Origin of the sequence: Zavarzinia aquatilis, from assembly GCF_003173035.1 — a bacterium.
Lineage (GTDB): Bacteria > Pseudomonadota > Alphaproteobacteria > Zavarziniales > Zavarziniaceae > Zavarzinia > Zavarzinia aquatilis.
On record NZ_QGLE01000014.1, the window covers coordinates 82,895 to 104,675 of the forward strand.

Sequence of the window (21,781 nt, forward strand, 5' to 3'; positions counted from 1 at the left end):
CGTGTCCGCCGATCCCTTCGACCCCGCCGGCTGGGACGAGCCCCTGCCGCCGGATGCGCCCGATATTCCGGCGCCGACGCCCTATTACCTCGACGGCCTGAACCCGGAGCAGCGCGCCGCGGTCGAGGCGACGGACGGCCCCGTCCTCGTCCTCGCCGGCGCCGGCACGGGCAAGACCCGGGTGCTGACCACGCGGATCGCCCATCTGTTGCATCTCGGCAAGGCCTGGCCGGGGCAGATCCTCGCCGTCACCTTCACCAACAAGGCCGCGCGCGAGATGCAGGAGCGGGTCGCCGCCCTCGTCCCCGGCGCGGCGGAAGGGCTGAACTGGCTGGGCACCTTCCATTCGATCGCCGCCCGCATCCTGCGCCGGCACGCCGAACTCGTCGGGTTGCAGCCCAATTTCACCATTCTCGACGCCGACGACCAGCTGCGTCTGATGAAACAGCTGATCGCCGCCGAGGGGCTGGACGACAAGCGGTTCCCCGCGCGCAGCCTCGCCGTGCTGATCGACCGCTGGAAGAACCGGGCGCTGACCCCCGACCGGCTGGGCAGCGACGACGCCCATAGTTTCGCCGACGGCAAGGGCAAGCTGCTCTACACCGCCTATCAGGAGCGGCTGAAGACCCTGAACGCCGCCGATTTCGGCGATCTTCTGCTGCATGTCATCACCATCTTCCAGCAGCATCCGGACGTGCTGGCCGACTGGCAGCGGCGCTTCAAATACATCCTCGTCGACGAATATCAGGACACCAACGTCGCGCAATATCTGTGGCTGCGCCTGCTCGCCCAGCGCTGGCGCAACCTGTGCTGCGTCGGCGACGACGACCAGTCGATCTATGGCTGGCGCGGCGCCGAGGTCGGCAACATCCTGAAGTTCGAGAGCGATTTTCCGGGCGCCGTGGTGATCCGGCTGGAGCGCAACTACCGCTCGACCGGCCATATCCTCGCCGCCGCCTCGGGCCTCATCGCCGCCAACGAGGGCCGTCTCGGCAAGACCCTGTGGACCGAGGACGAGGCGGGCGAGAAGGTCCGCGTCATCGGCTATTGGGACGGCGAGGAAGAGGCCCGCTCCACCGCCGACCTGATCGAGGGGATGCGCGGCCGCGGCCGGCGCCTGTCGGAGATGGCGATTCTGGTGCGCGCCGGCCACCAGACCCGCGCCTTCGAGGAGCGCTTCGTCGCGACCGGCCTGCCTTATCGTGTGATCGGCGGCCCCCGCTTCTACGAGCGGCAGGAAATCCGCGATGCCCTCGCCTATTTCCGGGTCGTCGTGCAGCCGGACGACGATCTCGCCTTCGAGCGGATCGTGAACGTGCCGAAACGCGGCCTCGGCGATGCCACGATCCAGCAGCTTCACATCCTCGCCCGGGCGCGCGGCATCTCGCTGCACCGGGCGGCGGAGGCGATCACCGAGTCCGACGAACTGAAACCGAAGGCGCGCACCGCCCTGCGCGACCTGATGACCGGTTTCGCGCGCTGGCGCGCCGTCGGCCGCGACCTGCCCCACGCCGAACTGGCCGAGACCATTCTGGATGAAAGCGGTTACACCGCCATGTGGCAGGCCGACAAGTCGGCCGAGGCGCCGGGCCGGCTCGACAACCTCAAGGAACTGGTCGACGCCCTCGCCGGCTTCGAATCCCTGCCCGCCTTCCTCGACCATGTCGCGCTCGTCATGGAGATCGAGCGGGGCGACGCCGGTCAGGACATGGTCACGCTGATGACGCTGCATGGCGCCAAGGGGCTGGAATTCCCCGTGGTCTTCCTGCCCGGCTGGGAGGAAGGCCTGTTCCCGAGCCAGCGCAGCCTCGACGAGAGTGGCCTCGCCGGGCTCGAGGAAGAACGCCGCCTCGCCTATGTCGGCATCACCCGCGCGCGGGAGACGGCGATCATCAGCCATGCCGCCAACCGCCGCATCTATAACCAGTGGCAGAGCGCGATCCCGTCCCGTTTCATCGACGAGATGCCGCGCGACCATGTCGAGATCGAGGCAAAGCCCGGCCTGTGGGGCGCGAACAGCGGCTCGTCCAGCCTCGGCACGTCACTGCGCGAGGCCGATCTGTTCGGCGACCGTGGCGCGCCCGGCCCGGGTTTCCGCCGCGCCGCCGAGGTGAAACCGACCCGCGCCCTCGACCTCGCGGTCGAGCGGGTGACGGTGACCGATCACTCGGGCGATGATTTCTCGACCGGCGAGCGGGTGTTCCACCAGAAATTCGGCTATGGCCGCATCGCCCGCATCGAGGGCAACAAGCTCGACATCAATTTCGACAAGGCGGGGGTCAAGAAAGTGATCGCCAGCTTCGTCTCCCGGGCATGACCCCGTTTTCCCTTCCGAGGCCCCTGACATGAACCCTGGCGCCGGCCTGATCGAAGCCCATCTGACCCTGCCGCCGGAAGCGGTGCCCGCTTTCGAATTGATGCTGTCCGACCTCGTCGTCGCGCTGACGACGATGACGAAGGACGACGGCGCGACCTGGACCCTCGAAGCCCTGCTCGGCCCCGACGGCGACAAGGAAGCCCTCGCCGACGCGCTGGTCGAGGCCGCCGACATCGCCGGCATCGAATTGCCGGCCATCGAATGGCGCGTGCTGCCCGATGTCGACTGGGTGTCGGAGACGCAGAAGATCCTGAAGCCGCTCGATATCGGCCGGTTCTGGATTCACGGCCCCGACGCGGAAGAGACGCCGCCGGTCGCGACCATTCCGCTGGAGATCGAGGCGGGCCTTGCCTTCGGCACCGGCCGCCACGCGACGACCGCGGGCTGCGTCCTCGCGCTCGAGAAATTGTCGAAACAGCGCCGCTTCCGCCGGGTGATCGACGTCGGCGCCGGCTCGGGCATTCTTGCCATGGCGGCGGCGAAGCTGATGCATCCACCCGTTCTGTGGGCGACCGACGTCGATCCGGTCGCGGTCGAGACGGCGCGCGACAATGCGGCGAAGAACGGCCTGCGTGCCGCCGCCCTGCACACGGTCGCCGATGGCGTGATCGAGCGCAAGGTCCAGGCCGCCGCGCCCTTCGACCTCGTCATCGCCAATATCCTGGCGGTGCCCCTGATGAAGCTGGCGAAACAGATCTGCGACGTGGTCGCGCCCGGCGGCACCATCGTCCTGTCCGGCCTGCTCGTCTCGCAGGAAATGATGGTGCTGTCGGCCTATCGCCAGCGGGGCTTCCACCTCGCCGCCCATATCCACAAAGAAAACTGGGCGACCCTGATCCTCACCCGCTAGGGGGAAGTCGGGATCGCCCAGCTTCGGCGTCTCGTCACAATGTCTCGGCGCGCCGTCGGGCGCACCTGATGCCTCAAGCGGCGGTGCGGGCCGCGGCGTTTTCGTTCGCCGCGTCCTTCAGCGCCTGTGCCTGCAACAGCACTTTGGCATCCCGCCGGACACGGCCGGCGACGACGCCATCAATCTGGCCGCGGTCGATGCCGATATCGGCAAGGAGGCGGTCGTCAAGAACAGACAATTCGGCACGCAGGCGCTGACGCGCCATGAAACCCTTCAGCGCCCCGGCGAGCTTTCCCGGAACCTTGGCCACAACCATGACAACCTCCCAGAGGAAAACGCTCAACCCCACCAGCGGAACGATCCTGGCCGTAACCATGTCCGCGCCACCGATGAAGCCATAGGTGCTGACGGGCCGATGCCCAACATGCGAGCGGGACGCCTCGTAAGGAACGTAAGCCATGATGCTTCTCCTTCGGTTGGCGTTACCGTCGTGGCAAGATATACGCGGCGGCCGTGGCTTCCGGCAGGGGGGCACCGGCAGGCGAGATATGCGTCCAATGCATTGGAAACAAATTATCGTCCCACTAAATGCATAGCTCTGCAGCAAATGTCCCGAGTTCGACGCCAAGAGGCTAAAAAATGAGCACACCCGATCAGGCCACCGCACGCTTCCTCGATGCCGGGGAGCTGGCCGAGCTGGAGCGCCTGGCGCCGGGCAAGCCCTTGGAATCGCTGGCGCTTCGCGTCGCGGGCGCGGCCGCCGGCACGGCCGGGAGCGGCGCCGACCTGCTGGCGGTGATCGCGCCGGGCGCCGCCCCTGCCCTTGCGTCCGGGATCGCGGGCGTGGTCGGCCGGCTGCGCCCGCGCCTGCTCGCCTCCATCGGCGCCGGACGCAAGGCCAGCGCCGCCCGCATCGCAGCCCTGCGCGAAGAGCTGGCACGGCGCAACCTCTGCGGTTTCCTGATCCCCCTCGCCGACGAGCATCAGGGCGAATATATCCCGCCCTCGGCCCAGCGCCTCGCCTGGATCAGCGGCTTTTCCGGCTCGGCCGGCATGGCCGTCGTGCTGCGGGATGAAGCCGCGATCTTCGTCGACGGGCGTTACACGCTGCAGGTCCGCGATCAGGTCGATACCGCGATCTTCGCCCCCCATCACCTGATCGAGGAGCCGCCGGCCACCTGGCTGGCCAGCCGGCTGAAGGCGGGCGACCGCCTTGGCTTCGATCCCTGGCTGCACACCGCGGCCGGCATCGCCGCCATCGAGCGGGCGGCGGCCTCGGCCGGGGCCCAGCTGGTCGCGGTCGCGGGCAATCCGGTCGATGCGATCTGGACCGACCGGCCACCGGCGCCCCTGTCGCCGATGAAGCCCCATGCCCTCGCCTTCGCCGGCGAAAGCCACGAAGACAAGATCGCCCGCCTCGCCAGGGGTCTCGCCGCCGAGGGACTGGACGCCGCCGTGATCAGCGCGCCCGATGGCCTTGCCTGGCTGCTGAATGTCCGGGGGCAGGATGTGCCCAACAATCCGCTCTCGCTCGGCTTCGCCGTGCTCGACGCGGGCGGCGAAGGTCTCGTCCGCCTGTTCGTCGATCCGGCCAAGGTGACGCCGGAGGTGCGCGACCACCTCGGCAACCGGGTGACGATCGCGGCGCCGGACGACCTCGGCCCCGCGCTCGACGCGCTGGGTGCCGCCGGGGCCAAGGTCCGGCTTGACGCCGCGACGGCGGCTGTCTGGCTGTCGGCGCGGATCGAGGCTGCGGGCGGCGCGGCCCTGCCCGGCCTCGACCCCTGCGCCCTGCCCCGCGCGATCAAGAACCCGGTCGAAATCGCCGGCACCCGCAGCGCCCATGTCCGCGACGGCGCCGCCATCGTCCATTTCCTGCACGGACTGCAACAGGCGGTCGAAGCCGGCGAGACGCTGGACGAACTCGCCGTCGTCGCCCGGCTGGAAGCGGCGCGCGCCGCCCATGGCTGGTTCCGCGGCCCCAGCTTCGACACGATCGCCGGCTTCGGCCCCAATGGCGCCATTGTCCATTACCGCGCGACCGAAGAAACCAGCCGCGTTCTGGAGAAGGGCAACCTGCTGCTGCTCGATTCCGGCGCGCAATATCCGGACGGCACCACCGACGTCACCCGCACCATCGCCATCGGCAGCCCGAGCCCGGAGCACCGCAACCGTTACACTCTCGTTCTGAAAGGCCATCTGGCGCTGGGCGCGGCGCGCTATCCGGCGGGCACCTCGGGCAGCCAGCTCGACGTGCTGGCGCGCCTGCCGCTATGGGCCGCCGGCCTCGATTACGACCATGGCACCGGCCACGGCGTCGGCGCCTTCCTCTGCGTTCACGAGGGGCCGCAGCGCATCTCGAAGATGCCGAACAGCGTCGCCTTGCGGCCGGGCATGATCGTCTCGAACGAGCCCGGCTACTACAAGACCGGCGCCTATGGCATCCGCATCGAGAATCTGGTGACCGTCACCGAACTGCCGGCCCCGGTCGGCGCCGAGCGCGAGATGCTGGGCTTCGAGACCCTGACCCTGGTACCCTACGACCGGCGGCTGATCGACACGTCCCTGCTGACGGCGGCGGAAATCGCGCTGGTCGATGCCTACCACGCCCGGGTGCAGGCGCAATTGGCGCCCCTTCTCGATCAAGCGGCACTGGCCTGGCTGAAAACGGCGACTGCCCCGATTTCGCGTTGACCTCTTCGGATCACGCGACCTTGGTGCCGCAGCGATCCGGAGGCAGGACCAGACAATACATTGCCGTCAGCATGTCGATAATCGCGGGAGACACTCATGCTCTTTAAACGAAAGCAGGAATTGGAATGCCCCGCTATCGCGAAGAGCCCCGGGGCCGTTGAGGTCTTGCGGGTCTGGGCGGTCCCAGGGGCGCCGCAACAGTTTTCCCTTCGGCCCACCTGGAAAGACCCTGCGGCTTGGGGGCTGATGCTTGCCGACCTCGCCCATCACGCCGCCAAGGCCTATGCCGCGGAAGGATGGTCGGAGGCAGAGGTCTTCGAGAGAATCATCGCCGGCCTGAAAGCCGAGATCGAGAGCCCCACCGATTCTCCCTCCTGAAAGGGAGGGACTGTCCCCTTTGTGCCGCGCCCCGGCGCGCCCCCCCCCTCGCTGCCTACCGCGCCCTCGGCGCCCGGGGCGGCAGGCCGAAGGGCACGCCCGGTTCGTGCTTGCCGTTGCGGATGGTGAAGCTGGTCTTCACGCTGGCGACATTGGGTGCCGGGGTCAGTTCGCGGGTCAGGAACGACTGGAATTCGGCGAGGTCGCGGGCCACGATCTTCAGGATGAAGTCGATCTCGCCGTTCAGCATCCAGCACTCGCGGACGAGCGGCATGGCGCGCACCCGTTCCTCGAAGGCGACGAGGTCCGATTCGGCCTGGGAAGCGAGGCCGACCATGGCGAAGACCGTAACCTCGAAGCCCAGCGATTCGGCGTCGACCTCGGCGTGATACCCACGGATATAGCCCGATTCCTCGAGCGCGCGGACGCGCCGCAGGCAGGGTGGTGCCGAAATCCCGACCTGCCGCGCCAGATCGACATTGGTCATGCGGCCGTCGGTCTGCAGGTGTGCCAGAATCTGCAGGTCGATGTCGTCAAGCTTTACCTTGGTCATGCGCTCCCCCTGTGGCGGCGCATTATCAGGCCGGGCCCAGCGATACGAAAGAAAATTTCACAACAAGGTGAAAAATGCCGACGCAACATCGGCAAGCGGCGGATTAGACGCCAGTTTCGTCCGCCGTCAAGCTACATGCGGAAAGCCGCGCGCCGCCTCTTGGCGGGCCATGCCCGGGGCGCATAACATGATGATCGACAGGGAACCCATATAGGCGATTCTCTCAACGGATTCGCGTTGCCCATGATGGCGGCCGAACAGGACAAAAAGTGGAGTTGTCGGGAATGACGGAGCGTCGCCACGCCAGGGTGCTGATCATCGGCTCCGGGCCCGCGGGCTGTACGGCGGCGATCTATGCGGCCCGGGCCTGCCTCGATCCCGTCATGGTGCGCGGCCTGACGCCGGGCGGCCAGCTGACCATCACGACCGAGGTCGAGAATTACCCGGGCTTCGCCGAGGCGATTCAGGGCCCCTGGCTGATGGAGCAGATGGAGGCGCAGGCGCGCCACGTCGGCACCACCATCATCGACGACATCGTGACCGAGGTCGATTTCAGCCAGCGCCCCTTCACCCTGAAAGGCGATTCGGGCACCGAATACACCGCCGACACGGTGATCATCGCGACCGGCGCCAGCGCCAAATGGCTGGGCCTGCCTTCGGAGCAGAAATATCAGGGCTTCGGCGTCTCGGCCTGCGCGACCTGCGACGGCTTCTTCTATCGCGGCAAGACCGTCGTCGTCGTCGGCGGCGGCAATACCGCGGTCGAGGAAGCCCTGTATCTGACCAACCATGCGTCCAAGGTGACGCTGGTGCACCGCCGGGGCGAGCTGCGCGCCGACAAGACCAACCAGCGCCGCCTGCTCGCCCACCCGAAGGTGAGCGTGGTCTGGAACAGCGCGGTCGAGGAAATCCTCGGCAGCGACGATCCGCCGGGCGTCACCGGCGTGCGGCTGAAGAATCTGGAAACCGGCGCGGTCAGCGAACTTCCGACCGACGGTTTCTTCGTCGCCATCGGCCATGCGCCGGCGACCGAATTGTTCAAGGGCAAGCTGCCGATGGACGACGCCGGCTATCTGCTGACGGCGCCGGATTCGACGGCGACCAGCATCCCCGGCGTCTTCGCCGCGGGCGACGTGAAGGACCATGTATTCCGCCAGGCGGTCACCGCCGCCGGCATGGGCTGCATGGCGGCACTGGAGGCGGAACGCTTCCTTGGACAGCATGAAAGCGAACAGGCAGCGGCCGCCGAGTAAGGACGGCCGCGCGCGCGCGACGAAGCGTGCGTGAATGGGGGGCGCGCGATGATGGACTGGGACAAATTGCGGATTTTCCATGCCGTTGCCGAGGCCGGCAGCTTCACCCATGCGGGTGAGGTGCTGAACCTTTCGCAATCGGCGGTGAGCCGCCAGATCAGCGCCCTCGAGGAAAGCCTCAAGGTCTCGCTCTTTCACCGCCATGCCCGCGGGCTGATCCTGACCGAACAGGGCGAATTGCTGTTCCGCACCGCCCATGACGTCTTCGCCAAGCTGGCGATGGCCGAAGCCATGCTGGCCGACACCAAGGACAAGCCCCGGGGCGAGTTGCGGGTGACGACCACGGTCAGCTTCGGGATGCTGTGGCTGACGCCGCGGATCAAGGAATTCTCGGATCTCTATCCCGACATTCGCGTGCACCTGATCCTCGACGACGACGAGTTGGACCTCGGTATGCGGGAGGCGGATATCGCCATCCGTTTCCGTGCCCCCGTGCAGGCCGATCTGGTGCAGCGCCGGCTGGTCCAGGTGACCAATCATCTCTATGCCGCGCCGACCTATCTGAAGCGTTTCGGCGCGCCGAAGAATATCGACGACCTCGACAACCACGCCATCCTCGCCTATGGCGCCGCCGTGCCCCAGCCGCTCGCCGATGTGAACTGGCTGCTCGCCAAGGCGACCGACCCGCAGCGCCCGCGCAAGCCGGTGTTCACGGTCAACAATATCTATGCCCTGATGCTGGCCGTCGAATCCGGCCTCGGCATCGCCGCCCTGCCCGACTATGTCGCGCGCGGCAACACCAAGCTGACCCAGGTCCTGCCCGACAGCGCCGGGCCGACCTTCGACACCTACTTCGTCTATCCCGAAGAATTGCGCGACACCAAGCGTATCGCCGTGTTCCGCGACTTCATGCTGCGCAAGGTGGCCGAATGGGGGTTCTGAGCCCCCATTTTGCACCGCAACATATTTACAATGCTGTCATATGACTGAAAACGCAGGGATTTTCCCTGCGTTTTCATTCCATGCAAAAAATGCAACAGCCGCCGCTCGCAATAGCAATGGTGACTGTGCGGCTGCGGGATTATTTATCACTTCGACGCCGCCGCTTGCGGTGGCTTGAATACCCGCCCAACTCCTCCCCCGGGCCGGTATTCGGTCGGGTGGTTTGCCCCCCATTCCCCCGACCAACTTCACGGTCTTTTGACGTGAAGCCTCCCTGTAAGACTTGCCGGGCCCTTGGGCCCGGCTTTTTTTTGCGCTGCGCCTTGGGTCAATCGAATTTTATACCCAATTCGGCGATACTTAATCGCGCAGAATTCACAACGCATTGTTTTTAATAGGCTTATCGCTCAGCCGATATACCCCCAAACTGTGTTTATATTCAATTTGGAGGCACTTACCGTCGATTTTCGCGGCTATTTTCCACCATTCTGAGGGTCACGAGGCTGGCCCACAGCCACCCCATCGACTCTGTGGAGGTGTACCCGAGATGAAGCCCGATACCGGTGCCGCCGTCGCCCTGACCCTGCTTCAGATCGAAACCATGCGCCGCGAAATCCAGGCCAGTATGCTCGACACCATGATGACCGCCAATCGGCAGTACCTCGAACAGCAGCTGGATCAGGACGATTTCATCGTCGCCAACGAAATCGCCCGGTTGCTCAAGGAAACCGTGGCCATGGCCGGCGATATTGCCGCACAATTGCGTCAAAGCACGCCTCAGGGAGCCGCACCCACAACCAAGACGCCACGCGCCGCACAGGGAGAGAACGCATGACGATGTATTCCCCCGCCTTCATCCCGCTTCAGGAGCAAAAGCCGCTGGCCCAAGACCAGATGCTGCTGCGATTGCTCACCGTGTTGCGCCATCCCCCCGCCGGCACCGAATATGGCCTCGTCGAGCGGAATACCTGCCGGCTTGCCCTCGGCATTACCGGCTTCGAGCTGGACTCGGTGATCCGGCGCGGCCGTCAACGCGGTTATCTCGACACGCATTCTGCCTATGACCGCATCGGCCTGACGCCGCGCGGCTTGCAGAAACTGCAGTCGACCGCCGCCTACATGTAGAGCGCCTCGCGCTCCAGACCCTTGTAGAGATCGGCGACAAGCTCGCCATAGCCGTTGAACAGCAGGGTCGGCCGCCGCTCGTCGGTGCCGAGCACCCGCTCATAGGCCTGCGACCAGCGAGGATGCGGCACCTGCGGGTTCACATTGGCCCAGAAGCCGTATTCGTCCGGCCCGAGCGTCTGCCAGAAATTCTCGGGCTGCCGGTCGGTGAAGGTGATGCGGACGATCGACTTGATCGACTTGAAGCCGTATTTCCACGGCAGGGCAAGGCGCAGCGGCGCGCCGAACTGCGGCGCCGCCGGTTTGCCGTAGACCCCGGTGACCAGGAAGGCGAGATCATTCGCCGCCTCCGCCATGGTCAGACCCTCGACATAGGGCCAGGGATAGAAACTGTTCTGGCGCTGACCACTGGCGATCCTGGGATCGTTGAAGGTCTCGAAGCGGACATATTTCGCCGACGACAACGGCTCCACGGCATCCATCAGGGCGCGCAGGGGAAAGCCGGTCCAGGGCACAGCCATCGACCAGGCCTCGACACAGCGATGGCGATAAAGCCGCTCCTCGAGGGCGAAGCGGCCGATCAGATCGTCGATCGCGATGGTCGCCGGCTTGGCCACCATGCCGTCGATCACCACGCTCCACGGCCGGAGGGGCAATTTGTCGGCATTGGCCCAGATCTGCTTGTGGGTGCCGAATTCGTAGAAATTATTGTAGGTCGACGCCCATTGCTCGTCGGTCACCGGCCGGTCGAGAGCATAGGCCTCGTTCCTCTTCGCCGGGTAGAAGCGCGCGCTCGGATCGGCGGCGGGTTTCGCGCCCTCGCCTTCCGCGCGGGCTTCGCCATCGCGACCATCGCAACCGGCGATCAGGGCGACCGCCCCGAACCCTGCCAGTTTCATCAGGCGCCGACGGTCAAGATAGACCGCCTCCGGCGTCGCCGCGCTTTCGCGCAGCTGGTCCCAGGGTTTGCGGTTCCTGATCAGCATGGCGGCACTCCCGTTACCCGGCCTCGATGGCCGCGATCTCGGGAAGAAGGTTCGCCGCGGCCGGCCCCGAGGTTACAGGAGCCGGCCGCAATGCCTATCGTTTGATGTCGCCGGCCTTCAGGCGAGGGTGGCGCGCAGCATCCAGGCGGCCTTTTCGGCGGCGGTGACACGGGCCACCATCAGGTCGGCCGACGAAATATCGCCCAGCTCGCCCAGTTCGCCTTCGGCTTTGCGCAGCGAAGCGGCCAGCGCCTCGTTGGTGGCCAGCAGGTCGCGCACCATGTCGTCGGCCGTGGCGCCTTCCGCCGCTTCACCGATCGAGGTCAGCTTGGCGAAAGCCGCCAGCGAACCCGGGGTCTTGTAACCGAGGGCGCGGACCCGCTCGGCGATTTCGTCGACCGCCTCGTGCAGCTCGTCGTACTGGCCCTGGAACAGGGTGTGGAGCTGCTGGAAGGTCGGGCCGGTGACATTCCAATGGTAATTGTGGGTCTTCAGATAGGCGGTGAACGTGTCCGCCAGCGCCTTGCCGAGGATGGCCGCCGCCTTTTCGCGCGCCGCCTCGTCGAGACCGATGTCCATTACCGCTTCATTCGTCTTGCCCATGATCATTACCTCCTGTCTGCAATCTTATATAGAGGCAGAAACCGACACTTTCAAGCTATTTTCTAGAATTATTCTAATCTTGGCCAGCCGGGGCCAGCAAGGCCAAGGGCTTGCCCCTGATGTGGCCTTCCAGTCGGTCCACGATACTTGCATGGACAGGCGCCGCAACGCCGAGAGCCGCGGCCAATCGTACCACCGTCCCCGACAGGACCATGACCTCCAGCGGTCTGCCGTGTTCGAGGTCGTCGAGCATGGACGACCTCAAGTCCGCGGGCATGATGGCGAAGGCCTCCATGGCCGCGGCTTCGGCGCCTTCCCCGAGCGCGACGCCCGCCGCTCGCCCGACGGCCACGGCCTCGGCCACGGCCGCCGCGAGCAGACCGAAGGACACCGGATCGTCACGGAGCGCGCCGATGTCGGCGCGGTAAAGGCAGGATATTCCAGTGAAGGCGGAAGTCAGGCAGAGCTTGCGCCAGAGTACGACATCGACATTGGTGCCGACGGTGACCTCGAAGCCAGCGGCGTTGCCGACATCGACGAATTCCGCCGCCAGCGGCGTCAGCACGCCGGACACCGGGGCCAGTTCGAGCACCACCCGGGGCGAGGCGACATGGATCAGGCCCGGCCCCGCGATGCGCGCGGCGATATAGGCACCGCCGCCCAGCACCCGTCGCGCGCCGAGCCTTCGGGCCAGCCGATGCGGCGCGTCGATGCCGTTCTGCAGGGTAAGCACGAGGGTATCCGGCCCCAGCAGGGGACCGATCACGGCCGCCGCGGCCTCGTCGCCGAAACAGCGGACGGCGAGGACGACGATGTCGCAGGGACCGATGGCGGAAGGGTCGCGGGTCGCGTTGACCCGGCGCAGGGCGAGATCGCCCGCCGCGCCCTCGACGACAAGGCCGTGGCTGCGCAGGGCTTCGAGATGGCCGCCCCGCGCGACGAAGAAGACTTCGTGCCCGGCATCCATCAGCCGGGCACCGAAATAGCCGCCGACGCCGCCGGCGCCGATGACGGCTATTTTCACCGGCGGCTCACTTCAGGGCCGCGCAGGCCCGCTGAATGCGCGTGCAGGCTTCGGTCAGCGCCTCTTCCGAGGTCGCGTAGGAGATGCGGAAGTAGGGCGACAGGCCGAAAGCCGCGCCCTGCACTACCGCCACGCCTTCCGCCTCGAGGAGATAGGTGACGAAGTCGCCGTCATTCCCGATCACCTTGCCATCCGGCGTCGTCTTGCCAATGACGCCTTCGCAGGACGGATAGACATAGAAGGCGCCTTCGGGACGCGGACACTTCAGGCCCGTGGCCTGGTTCAGCATCGAGACGACGAGGTCGCGCCGCTGCTTGAAACGCTCGGCCCGGGGAGCGATGAAATCCTGCGGGCCGGTCAGGGCCTCGACCGCGGCCGCCTGGCTGATCGAGCAGGGGTTGGAGGTCGACTGGCTCTGGATCTTGGCCATGGCCTTGATCAGGGCGACATCGCCCGCGGCATAGCCGATGCGCCAGCCGGTCATCGAATAGGCCTTGGAGACGCCGTTGACGGTCAGCGTGCGGGCATAGAGCGCCGGCTCGATCTCGGCCGGGGTCACGAACTTGAAGCCGTCGTAGACGATATGTTCGTACATGTCGTCGGTCATGATCCAGACATGCGGATGCTTCACCAGAACGTTGGTCAGCGGCTTCAGGTCATCGTAAGAATAGGCCGCGCCGGTCGGGTTCGACGGCGAGTTCAGGAACACCCACTTGGTCTTCGGCGTGATCGCGGCCTCGAGCTGGGCCGCCGTCACCTTGAAGCCCGATTCGAGCGTCGTCTCGATGAACACCGGCGTGCCGCCCGCGAGCAGCACGATATCGGGGTAAGACACCCAGTAGGGCGCGGGGATGATCACCTCGTCGCCCGGGTTCAGGGTCGCCATCATGGCGTTGTAGATCACCTGCTTGCCGCCGGAGGCGACATGCACCTGCTCGGGCGTGTAGGTCAGGTTGTTCTCGCGCTTGAACTTCAGGCACACCGCCTTCTTCAGCGCGGGCGTACCATCGGGCGCGGTGTATTTGGTGTCGTTCGTCTCGATCGCGCGGATGCCGGCGGCCTTGATGTTGTCCGGCGTCGGGAAATCGGGCTCGCCCGCGCCAAGACCGATGACGTCGCGGCCGGCCGCCTTCAGCTCTGCCGCTTTCTGGGTCACCGCGATGGTCGGCGACGGCTTGATGCGCGCGAGGGACGAAGCGATGAAGGCCATGAGAGCACCAGTCTTGTGGTTGGCGAGGAAAACGCGCCGGAACCCTAGCCCCGCCCTCGGTCCGCATCAAGAGCGCAGGCGGCATCGCAGGCCCCGCGCGGGCACGTCATGCGTCTGCGTCAGGGCTGCGCCTTCTTCCGGTCTGGCGGCGCCGGGCCGACGGCCCTATAAGGAACATATGGCGAATATGATGGACGGCCCGAGCCTGGCCGAGATAGCGGCCTGGGTTCCGCACCGGCCCGAACGCCCGGAGAAATCCGAAGGCGGGCGCCGCTTTGAACTCGTGTCCGACTACAAGCCGGCGGGCGACCAGCCGGCAGCCATCGACGAACTCGTCGCCGGGGTCGACGGGGCGGAACACGACCAGGTCCTGCTGGGCGTCACCGGCTCGGGCAAGACCTTCACCATGGCCCATGTGATCGAGCGGACACAGCGCCCGGCCCTCGTCCTCGCCCATAACAAGACCCTGGCGGCCCAGCTCTATGGCGAGATGAAGGCTTTCTTCCCGAACAACGCAGTCGAGTATTTCGTTTCCTATTACGACTATTACACGCCCGAGGCCTATGTGCCGCGGACCGACACCTATATCGAGAAGGAATCGTCGATCAACGCCCAGATCGACCGGATGCGACACTCGGCGACCCGCGCCCTTCTGGAGCGGGACGACGTGATCATCGTCGCCTCGGTGTCCTGCATCTATGGTATCGGCTCGGTCGAGACCTATACGGCGATGACCTTCGGCCTGAAGACGGGCGAGACCATCGACCGGGCGGAGTTGCTGCGCAATCTCGTCGCCCTGCAGTACCGGCGCAACGACGCCGCCTTCCAGCGCGGCACCTTCCGCGTGCGCGGCGACAATGTCGAAGTCTTCCCCGCCCACTACGAAGACCGGGCATGGCGCATCTCGCTGTTCGGCGACGAAATCGACGCGATCTCGGAATTCGATCCGCTGACCGGCGAGAAGACCGCCCCCCTCGACTATGTGAAGATCTACGCCAACAGCCACTATGTGACGCCGCGCCCGACCCTGCATCAGGCGGCGAAGCAGATCCGGTTGGAACTCGCGCAGCGGCTGGAAGAGTACAAGTCGACCGGCCGGCTTCTGGAGGCCGAGCGGCTGGAACAGCGCACGACCTTCGATCTCGAGATGCTGGAAGCGACCGGCTCCTGTGCCGGGATCGAGAATTACTCGCGCTATCTGACGGGACGCCGCCCGGGCGAGCCGCCGCCGACCCTGTTCGAATATCTGCCGGACAATGCCCTCGTCTTCGTCGACGAGAGCCATGTCACCATCGGCCAGCTCGGCGCGATGGAGCGGGGCGACAACAAGCGGAAATCGACCCTGGCCGAATACGGCTTCCGCCTGCCCTCCTGCATCGACAACCGGCCGCTCAAGTTCTCGGAATGGAACGCCATGCGGCCGCAGACGGTCTTCGTCTCCGCGACCCCCGGCAAATGGGAACTGGAGCAGACCGGCGGCGTCTTCACCGAACAGGTGATCCGCCCGACCGGCCTGATCGACCCCGAATGCTACATCCGCCCGATCGCGAAGCAGGTCGACGACCTGATCGCCGAATGCCGGGCCGTGACCGCCAAGGGCAACCGCGTCCTCGTCACCACCCTGACCAAGCGGATGGCCGAGGACCTGACGGAATATCTGCACGAGGCAGGCATCCGGGTGCGTTACATGCACTCCGACATCGACACGCTGGAGCGGATCGAGATCCTGCGCGACTTGCGCCTCGGCACCTTCGACGTCCTCGTCGGCATCAACCTGCTGCGCGAGGGGCTGGATATCCCCGAATGCGCCCTCGTCTGCATTCTCGATGCCGACAAGGAAGGCTTCCTGCGCTCGGAAACCTCGCTGATCCAGACCATCGGCCGCGCCGCCCGCAATGTCGACGGCCGGGTGATCCTCTATGCCGACAAGATCACCGATTCGATGCGCCGCGCTCTCGACGAGACCGAGCGCCGCCGGGCGAAGCAGCGCGCCTATAACGAGGCGCATGGCATCACCCCGGAATCGGTACGCAAGCAGATCGGCGACATCCTCGAATCGGTCTTCGAGGCCGATCATTCGAGCGTCGACCTCGGCGACGACAGCCGCAAACACCTTGTCGGTCACAATCTGAAAGCCTATATGGCCGATCTCGACAAGCGTATGCGTGCCGCGGCAGCCGAACTCGAGTTCGAGGAAGCGGCGCGCCTGCGCGACGAACTGCGCCGGCTCGAGGCCTCGGAACTCGAAATCGCCCAGAACCCCACCGCGCGGCCATCGGCCCCTGCCCCCGGCGCGCGCGGCCGCTCCAGCGGCGGACGGCCGGGCGTCCGCACCCCCAAGAAAAAGCCAGCCCGCCGCTGAGCCCCATTTGCCGAGGCCCCTTTCCATGTCCAAGAGTTTCGTCAGCCCGGTCGGTTTCGCCGACGCCCGCCAGGGCCTTGCCCATCTGTTCGTCCGGGGCCTGACCATCGAGGCCGAGATCGGCGTCTGGGCCCACGAGAAGGGCCGGCGCCAGATCGTCCGCCTCGACATCGACCTCGCGGTGGACGACCCGCGTTCCGCCGGCGACGATCACGGCAAGGTCGTGTGTTACGAATGGGCCTCGAACGAGGCGCGGGCGGTGGTCGCCACAGGTCACTTCAATCTCGTGGAACGCCTGGCGGAGGAAATCGCCGACCGCCTGCTGTCGGACCCCCGGGTGCACGCCGTTCGCATCCGCGTCGAGAAACCGGGGGCGATACGCGGTGCCGACGCGGCCGGAATCGAGATCGTCCGGCTCGGTGTCACCAGCCTCGACGTGCGGCCCTGACGAATTCTCATAGCCTGCGACAAGGGGCGCCATGGCGTCGGGCGCGCGAAATTGTGCACAGGCGCGGCTAGCAGCCCGGGCAACCGGGCGTCAAGCCGAAAAATGGTTAAAAAATCCCGGCCGAATTGGCCGCTCTCGCGTAACCCATTGATTTCATTAGAGGTGCCCCGGGATGCTCAATTTATGAGCAAGGACGCGGGGAGCTAGGGAAAGTGCGGGAGAGCGGCATTGGTTCATGGGTTGCCAACAAGGTTATCCACAGGATCGGTGGAAAGTGTCAGGATGAAGACGGGACAGTTTCAAGGCATCCTGCCAAGAATTGCAGCAACCGAGGATTCCCGCGGCTTTGAGCACTGTCACATTCGCGCCCTCCGGCGCCGCCGCGACACCTTCGCTGTTGCAGCATAGCAGATAGCCATGGGAAGCGGCTGTGAATCGGGCCAGAACGGGTTCATCGAATGATTGCGAATGGCGATAGCGATATCCCGCCCGATGACGAGTCGGTCGCGGACGACGAGTCGCCGGCCGGCGACTCGTCCGAATCGCGTGGCCGGGGGCTGATCCGCCGCCATCTCGCCACCCTCGGCAGCGGCCCCGGCGTCTACCGGATGCTCGACGCGCGGGGCGAACTGCTTTATGTCGGCAAGGCGCGTAATCTCAAGCGTCGCGTGGCGCAATATGCCAACGGCGTGCACCCGTCGAACCGCATTGCCCGCATGGTTGCCGAGACGACGGCGCTGGAGGTCATTGTAACCCATACCGAGGCGGAGGCTCTCCTCCTCGAGGCCAATATGATCAAGCGGCTCAAGCCGCGTTACAATGTCCTGCTGCGCGACGACAAGTCGTTCCCCTATATCGTCATCGCCAAGGGTCACGCCTGGGCCCGCCTCGGCAAGCACCGGGGCGCCCGGGGCGAGAAGGGCAGCTATTTCGGCCCCTTCGCCTCGGCCGGCGCGGTCACCCGCACGCTGAACGACCTGCAGCGGGTGTTCCTGCTGCGCTCCTGCTCCGATTCCATGTTCGAGAGCCGCAGCCGGCCCTGCCTGCTCTATCAAATCAAGCGCTGCGCCGGGCCTTGCGTCGACCTCGTCTCCAAGGCCGACTACGACCATCTGGTCGAACAGGCCGAGGAATTTCTGGGGGGGCGCAGCCAGGCGATCCAGCGCGAATTGTCGGAAAAGATGACCGAGGCGGCGGAAGCCCTCGACTACGAGCGGGCGGCGATCTTCCGCGACCGCATCAAGGCGCTGACCGCGATCCAGGCCCATCAGGACATCAACACGGATGCCGTGGGCGAAGCCGACGTGATCGCGCTTCATGTCGACGGCGGTCAGGCCTGCGTCCAGGTCTTCTTCTTCCGCGGCGGACAGAATTGGGGCAACCGCGCCTATTACCCCCGCATCGACAAGACCGACGAGGAGGCGGCGATCCGTTCCGCCTTCATCGCCCAGTTCTACGACGAGCGCCCGCCGCCGCGCCTGATCCTGGTCGACGGCCCGGTCGACGACGCCGAACTGCTGATCGAGGCCCTGTCGGCCGCGGCCGAGCGGCGGATCGAGATCGCCGAGCCGAAGCGCGGCGCCAAGGCCGACCTGGTCGAGCACGCGCGGACCAATGCGCGGGAGGCCCTGGGCCGGCGCCTCGCCGAGACCTCGGGTCAGGCCAAGCTGCTGCAGGCGGTGGCCGAGGCTTTCGACCTCGAAGCCCCGCCGAAGCGGATCGAGGTTTACGACAACAGCCACGTCATGGGCACCAACGCGGTCGGCGGCATGATCGTCGCAGGGCCGGAAGGCTTCATGAAGAACGCCTATCGCAAATTCAACATCCGGGGCGAGGACATCACCCCGGGCGACGATTTCGGCATGATGCGGGAAGTGCTGACCCGGCGCTTCAAGCGCCTCGTCGCCGAGAATCCGGACCGCGCCGAAGGCGGCGCGGCCTGGCCCGACCTGCTGCTGATCGACGGCGGCGCCGGGCAGGTTGGCGCGGTCGTGGAGATTTTGCGGGAACTCGGGGTCGAGGAGGTGCCGGTCGTCGGCATCGCCAAGGGCCCGGACCGCAATGCCGGGCGGGAGCGATTCTTCCGCCCCGGCAGACCTGAGTTCAGCCTGGAACAACGCTCGCCCGTGCTCTATTTCCTGCAGCGCCTGCGCGACGAGGCGCATCGCTTCGCCATCGGCACCCACCGGGCGAAACGCGGCAAGGCGGCGGTACAATCGGTGCTGGACGAGATTCCGGGCATCGGCCCCTCGCGCAAGAAAGCCCTGCTGCATCATTTCGGCTCGGCCAAGGCGGCGGCGCGGGCGGGACTGGCCGATCTCGAAAAAGTACCGGGCATCTCGAAAACCGTCGCGAAGCTCGTTTATGATCACTTCAACGAAAAGGCCTGACCCGAGCGCGCGATGATCACCAACCTGCCCAACCTGCTGACCCTGTTCCGGATCGTCGTCATCCCGCTGATGGTCGCCGCCTTCTTCCTGGATTTCCCGGTGGCCAACTGGGTCAGTTTCTCGCTCTATACCGCCGCCTGCATCACCGATTATTTCGACGGCTGGCTGGCGCGGGCGCTGAACCAGACCTCGCCCCTCGGCCGCTTCCTCGACCCGATCGCCGACAAGCTGCTGGTCGCCGCCGCGCTGCTGATGCTGGTCGCCAAGGGCCATATCGCCGACTTCGCCGTGATCGCCGCGGTGATCATCCTGCTGCGCGAGGTGCTGGTCTCGGGCCTGCGCGAGTTCCTGGCGGAACTCCGTGTCGGCGTGCCGGTCTCGAAACTGGCCAAATGGAAGACCACGGTGCAGATGATCGCCCTCGGCTTCCTGATGGTCGGCCGGGCCTCGCCCGCCGCGATCCCGAGCGAGGATATCGGCCTGTGGGGCCTCTGGGGCGCCGCAGCGCTCACCCTCGTCACCGGCTACGACTACCTGCGCGCCGGTCTCCGCCACATGACCGGCACGGCGGCCTGAGGCCCATGCGGATGCTCTATTTCGCCTGGGTGCGCGAGCGGATCGGCACCGGGGAGGAAGACACCGGCCCCCTGCCCGGCGTCGCCACCGTCGGCGAGTTGCTGGCCGCCCTCGCCGCGCGCAGCCCGCGCCATGCCGAGGCCCTGGCCGACCGCAAGGCGATCCGGGTCGCCGTCAATCAGGATTTCGCCACCGACGAAACGCCGGTCGCCCCGGGCGACGAAGTGGCGATCTTCCCGCCGGTCACCGGCGGCTGAGCCTCACGACAGAATGTCGCGCAGGCGGAACCACATCATCGCCGCCATGAGGAGCGGCGTGCGCAGCAGGCGCCCGCCCGGGAACGGGCGGTGCCGGATGCGCGAGAAGACATCGAAGCGCCCGGCGTCACCCGAAATGGCCTCGGCCAGCAGTTTACCCGCGAGATTGGTCAGGGCGATGCCATGGCCCGAGAAGCCTTGCGCGTAATAGATGTTACTGCCCAGCCGGCCGAAATCGGGCAGGCGGTTCACCGTGATGTCGACGAGCCCGCCCCAGAAATGTTCCACCTTCACGTCCCGCAGCTCGGGGAAGGTACGCGCCATCTTGGCCCGCATGATCAGCGGCTCGTGTGGGCCGGTGCGCCCGGAATAGGACGCGCCGCCACCGAACAGCATCCGGTTGTCGGCCGACAGACGGAAATAGTTGAGGACGAAATTGCTGTCCGAGATGCAGGCCCGGCCGGGGATCAGGCGCTGAGCCCTGTCGCCCAGAGGCTCGGTCGCGATGATGAAGGTCGCGACCGGCATGATGGTCCGCGCCAGCTTCGGCCGCAGGCTGCCGACATAGGCATTGGCTGCGAGCACCACGGTCGCGCAATCGACTTCGCCGTCGCGGGTGACGACCAGCGGCCGCGCGCCCTCGCGAATCTCGGTCACCCGGCTCGCCTCATGCAGGGCGACGCCCTCGCGCTCCGCCGCCGCGGCGAGGCCGAGGGCGAAGTTCAGCGGATGCAGGTGCCCGCTGCCGAAATCGAGCACGCCGCCATGGAACCGGTCGGAGACGACCTGCGCGGCCAACTCGGACCGGTCGAGCGGGGTCAGGTCGCCATAGCCGTATTTCCGCGCCATCAGCTCGACATCCTCGAGCATGGCGGCGTAATGCGACGGCTTGGTCGCGGCATGGACATAGCCCGGCTGCCAGTCGCATTCGATGGCGTGGCGCTGGATGCGGCGGCGGACGATGTCGGTCGCCTCCACCGTCATGTCCCAGATCGCGCGCGACGCCGCCTCGCCCAGCATCTTCTCGATGCTGGCGACGCCGGGGTTGAGACCGTTCAGCATCTGCCCGCCGTTGCGGCCCGAAGCCCCCCAGCCAACCCGCTCCGCCTCGAGGAGGACGACGCGAAAACCCCGTTCCGCCAGCTCGAGCGCAGCCGAAAGCCCGGTGTAACCGCCGCCGACGACGCAGACATCGGCCGAGACCCGGCCCCTCAGCGCAGGTCGGATCGGGCTGGCGTTACGGCTCGAGACGTAATAGGAGGCTTCATATCCGGTCATGATGCGCAGGCTGGCCGGGCCGGCCGGCGCCGTCAACCCCGCGTAGCGAAAGGCCAGCCATGCCATCGACAGACTGGCGATTTTCCGTCGCCGATGCCTTCCACGCCGATTTCTATATCGAGGACGATCCGGAAAGCCGCCCCGGCATCGAATGGCTGATCGACGTCGCGCGCGGGCCCGAATGCGTGAAGGTACTGGTGCGCGGGGTTTTCGCCGACGACCTCGGCCCCGAGACCCGCGCGGATCACCGCTACCAGGCGCAGACCTGCATCGCCTTCCTCGCCGACATGATCGAGGACGGCTGGACCCCGCGCGAGGGCGAGCGATTCCTGATCGAAATCCACGAACCCGACTAGGTTCTGGACTCATAAGACCTGAGCCATAGGCGGGTTGCGGCGAGCGACACAGCTGCGAGGAAGTTGGCAGCGAGCTTGTCGAAGCGCGTGGCGACTCGCCTGAAGTGCTTGATCTTGCT

The 21,781-nt window shown here is 66.4% G+C and carries 21 protein-coding genes and 1 pseudogene; 14 read left to right on the forward strand and 8 right to left on the reverse strand.

Annotated elements, in window-relative coordinates:
• Position 1: 1 nt before the first annotated feature.
• Both DKG74_RS19030 and DKG74_RS19035 read left to right on the forward strand, forming a co-directional pair.
• Entirely contained in the window at positions 2–2,317 is a 2,316-nt protein-coding gene (locus DKG74_RS19030) for an ATP-dependent helicase (RefSeq protein WP_423841702.1), read from the forward strand.
• A gap of 28 nt (positions 2,318–2,345) precedes the next feature.
• On the forward strand, positions 2,346–3,227 hold the full coding sequence (locus tag DKG74_RS19035) for a 50S ribosomal protein L11 methyltransferase (protein ID WP_109907763.1): 882 nt from the start codon (positions 2,346–2,348) through the stop codon (positions 3,225–3,227).
• 73 nt (positions 3,228–3,300) lie between these two features.
• On the opposite strand, the gene DKG74_RS22340 is transcribed toward DKG74_RS19035, so the two are convergent.
• Complete coding sequence (locus DKG74_RS22340) at positions 3,301–3,687, reverse strand: DUF1127 domain-containing protein (protein ID WP_243404172.1); 387 nt, start codon at positions 3,685–3,687, stop codon at positions 3,301–3,303.
• A gap of 179 nt (positions 3,688–3,866) precedes the next feature.
• Here DKG74_RS22340 and DKG74_RS19045 point away from each other — a divergent pair, with 179 nt between their 5' ends.
• Positions 3,867–5,921: an aminopeptidase P family protein gene (locus DKG74_RS19045; RefSeq protein ID WP_109907764.1), complete on the forward strand. Its 2,055-nt coding sequence runs from the start codon at positions 3,867–3,869 to the stop codon at positions 5,919–5,921.
• 96 nt (positions 5,922–6,017) lie between these two features.
• Positions 6,018–6,299: a DUF5076 domain-containing protein gene (locus DKG74_RS19050; protein WP_109907765.1), complete on the forward strand. Its 282-nt coding sequence runs from the start codon at positions 6,018–6,020 to the stop codon at positions 6,297–6,299.
• Between the two features lie 55 nt (positions 6,300–6,354).
• Here DKG74_RS19050 and DKG74_RS19055 read toward each other — a convergent pair whose 3' ends face one another.
• The gene (locus DKG74_RS19055; protein ID WP_109907766.1) at positions 6,355–6,852 is read right to left on the reverse strand and encodes an Lrp/AsnC family transcriptional regulator; all 498 of its coding nucleotides are present in this window, start codon (positions 6,850–6,852) and stop codon (positions 6,355–6,357) included.
• 284 nt (positions 6,853–7,136) lie between these two features.
• Here DKG74_RS19055 and trxB point away from each other — a divergent pair, with 284 nt between their 5' ends.
• The 4 genes from trxB (at position 7,137) to DKG74_RS19075 (ending at position 10,172) form a co-directional block, all read left to right on the forward strand.
• Positions 7,137–8,105 (forward strand): thioredoxin-disulfide reductase, encoded by a 969-nt coding sequence (gene trxB / locus DKG74_RS19060; protein WP_109907767.1) that lies wholly within the window; start codon positions 7,137–7,139, stop codon positions 8,103–8,105.
• Positions 8,106–8,156: 51 nt separating this feature from the next.
• Complete coding sequence (locus DKG74_RS19065) at positions 8,157–9,047, forward strand: LysR family transcriptional regulator (protein WP_109907768.1); 891 nt, start codon at positions 8,157–8,159, stop codon at positions 9,045–9,047.
• A gap of 547 nt (positions 9,048–9,594) precedes the next feature.
• Positions 9,595–9,882 carry a hypothetical protein gene (locus DKG74_RS19070; RefSeq protein WP_109907769.1) on the forward strand — a complete coding sequence of 96 codons (288 nt, stop codon included), beginning with the start codon at positions 9,595–9,597 and terminating at the stop codon, positions 9,880–9,882.
• On the forward strand, positions 9,879–10,172 hold the full coding sequence (locus DKG74_RS19075) for a hypothetical protein (RefSeq protein ID WP_133251628.1): 294 nt from the start codon (positions 9,879–9,881) through the stop codon (positions 10,170–10,172). Before DKG74_RS19070 ends, DKG74_RS19075 begins: the two co-directional genes overlap by 4 nt.
• On the opposite strand, the gene msrP is transcribed toward DKG74_RS19075, so the two are convergent.
• From msrP to DKG74_RS19095, 4 genes are all read right to left on the reverse strand, one after another.
• Complete coding sequence (msrP, locus tag DKG74_RS19080) at positions 10,163–11,158, reverse strand: protein-methionine-sulfoxide reductase catalytic subunit MsrP (protein ID WP_109907771.1); 996 nt, start codon at positions 11,156–11,158, stop codon at positions 10,163–10,165. The genes DKG74_RS19075 and msrP overlap by 10 nt on opposite strands.
• Before the next feature lie 117 nt (positions 11,159–11,275).
• The gene (locus tag DKG74_RS19085; RefSeq protein ID WP_109907791.1) at positions 11,276–11,761 is read right to left on the reverse strand and encodes a Dps family protein; all 486 of its coding nucleotides are present in this window, start codon (positions 11,759–11,761) and stop codon (positions 11,276–11,278) included.
• A gap of 73 nt (positions 11,762–11,834) precedes the next feature.
• Positions 11,835–12,785 (reverse strand): ketopantoate reductase family protein, encoded by a 951-nt coding sequence (locus DKG74_RS19090; protein WP_109907772.1) that lies wholly within the window; start codon positions 12,783–12,785, stop codon positions 11,835–11,837.
• 7 nt (positions 12,786–12,792) lie between these two features.
• Positions 12,793–13,995, reverse strand: coding sequence for a pyridoxal phosphate-dependent aminotransferase (locus DKG74_RS19095; protein ID WP_109907773.1), 1,203 nt, complete (start codon positions 13,993–13,995; stop codon positions 12,793–12,795).
• A 187-nt stretch (positions 13,996–14,182) separates the two neighbouring features.
• On the opposite strand from DKG74_RS19095, the gene uvrB reads away from it, so the two are divergent.
• The 5 genes from uvrB to moaD all read left to right on the forward strand — a co-directional run bounded on the left by uvrB (position 14,183) and on the right by moaD (position 20,028).
• Positions 14,183–16,357, forward strand: a complete 2,175-nt coding sequence (uvrB, locus tag DKG74_RS19100) for an excinuclease ABC subunit UvrB (protein WP_109907792.1) — start codon at positions 14,183–14,185, stop codon at positions 16,355–16,357.
• 25 nt (positions 16,358–16,382) lie between these two features.
• Complete coding sequence (gene folB, locus DKG74_RS19105) at positions 16,383–16,805, forward strand: dihydroneopterin aldolase (RefSeq protein ID WP_109907774.1); 423 nt, start codon at positions 16,383–16,385, stop codon at positions 16,803–16,805.
• 458 nt (positions 16,806–17,263) lie between these two features.
• On the forward strand, positions 17,264–19,195 hold the full coding sequence (uvrC, locus tag DKG74_RS19110; RefSeq protein WP_109907775.1) for an excinuclease ABC subunit UvrC: 1,932 nt from the start codon (positions 17,264–17,266) through the stop codon (positions 19,193–19,195).
• Between the two features lie 12 nt (positions 19,196–19,207).
• Entirely contained in the window at positions 19,208–19,771 is a 564-nt protein-coding gene (gene pgsA / locus DKG74_RS19115; RefSeq protein ID WP_109907776.1) for a CDP-diacylglycerol--glycerol-3-phosphate 3-phosphatidyltransferase, read from the forward strand.
• Positions 19,772–19,776: 5 nt separating this feature from the next.
• Positions 19,777–20,028 carry a molybdopterin converting factor subunit 1 gene (gene moaD / locus DKG74_RS19120; RefSeq protein ID WP_109907777.1) on the forward strand — a complete coding sequence of 84 codons (252 nt, stop codon included), beginning with the start codon at positions 19,777–19,779 and terminating at the stop codon, positions 20,026–20,028.
• 3 nt (positions 20,029–20,031) lie between these two features.
• Here the strand turns inward: moaD and DKG74_RS19125 are convergent, their stop codons facing one another.
• On the reverse strand, positions 20,032–21,372 hold the full coding sequence (locus DKG74_RS19125) for an NAD(P)/FAD-dependent oxidoreductase (protein WP_279340898.1): 1,341 nt from the start codon (positions 21,370–21,372) through the stop codon (positions 20,032–20,034).
• Between DKG74_RS19125 and DKG74_RS19130 the strand changes: the two genes are divergently transcribed.
• Positions 21,366–21,662 carry a hypothetical protein gene (locus DKG74_RS19130; RefSeq protein WP_109907778.1) on the forward strand — a complete coding sequence of 99 codons (297 nt, stop codon included), beginning with the start codon at positions 21,366–21,368 and terminating at the stop codon, positions 21,660–21,662. The genes DKG74_RS19125 and DKG74_RS19130 overlap by 7 nt on opposite strands.
• On the opposite strand, the pseudogene DKG74_RS19135 reads toward DKG74_RS19130, so the two are convergent.
• Positions 21,659–21,781 (reverse strand): annotated as a pseudogene (locus DKG74_RS19135) (IS5/IS1182 family transposase); the annotation flags it as partial. The gene DKG74_RS19130 and the pseudogene DKG74_RS19135 sit on opposite strands and share 4 nt — an antisense overlap.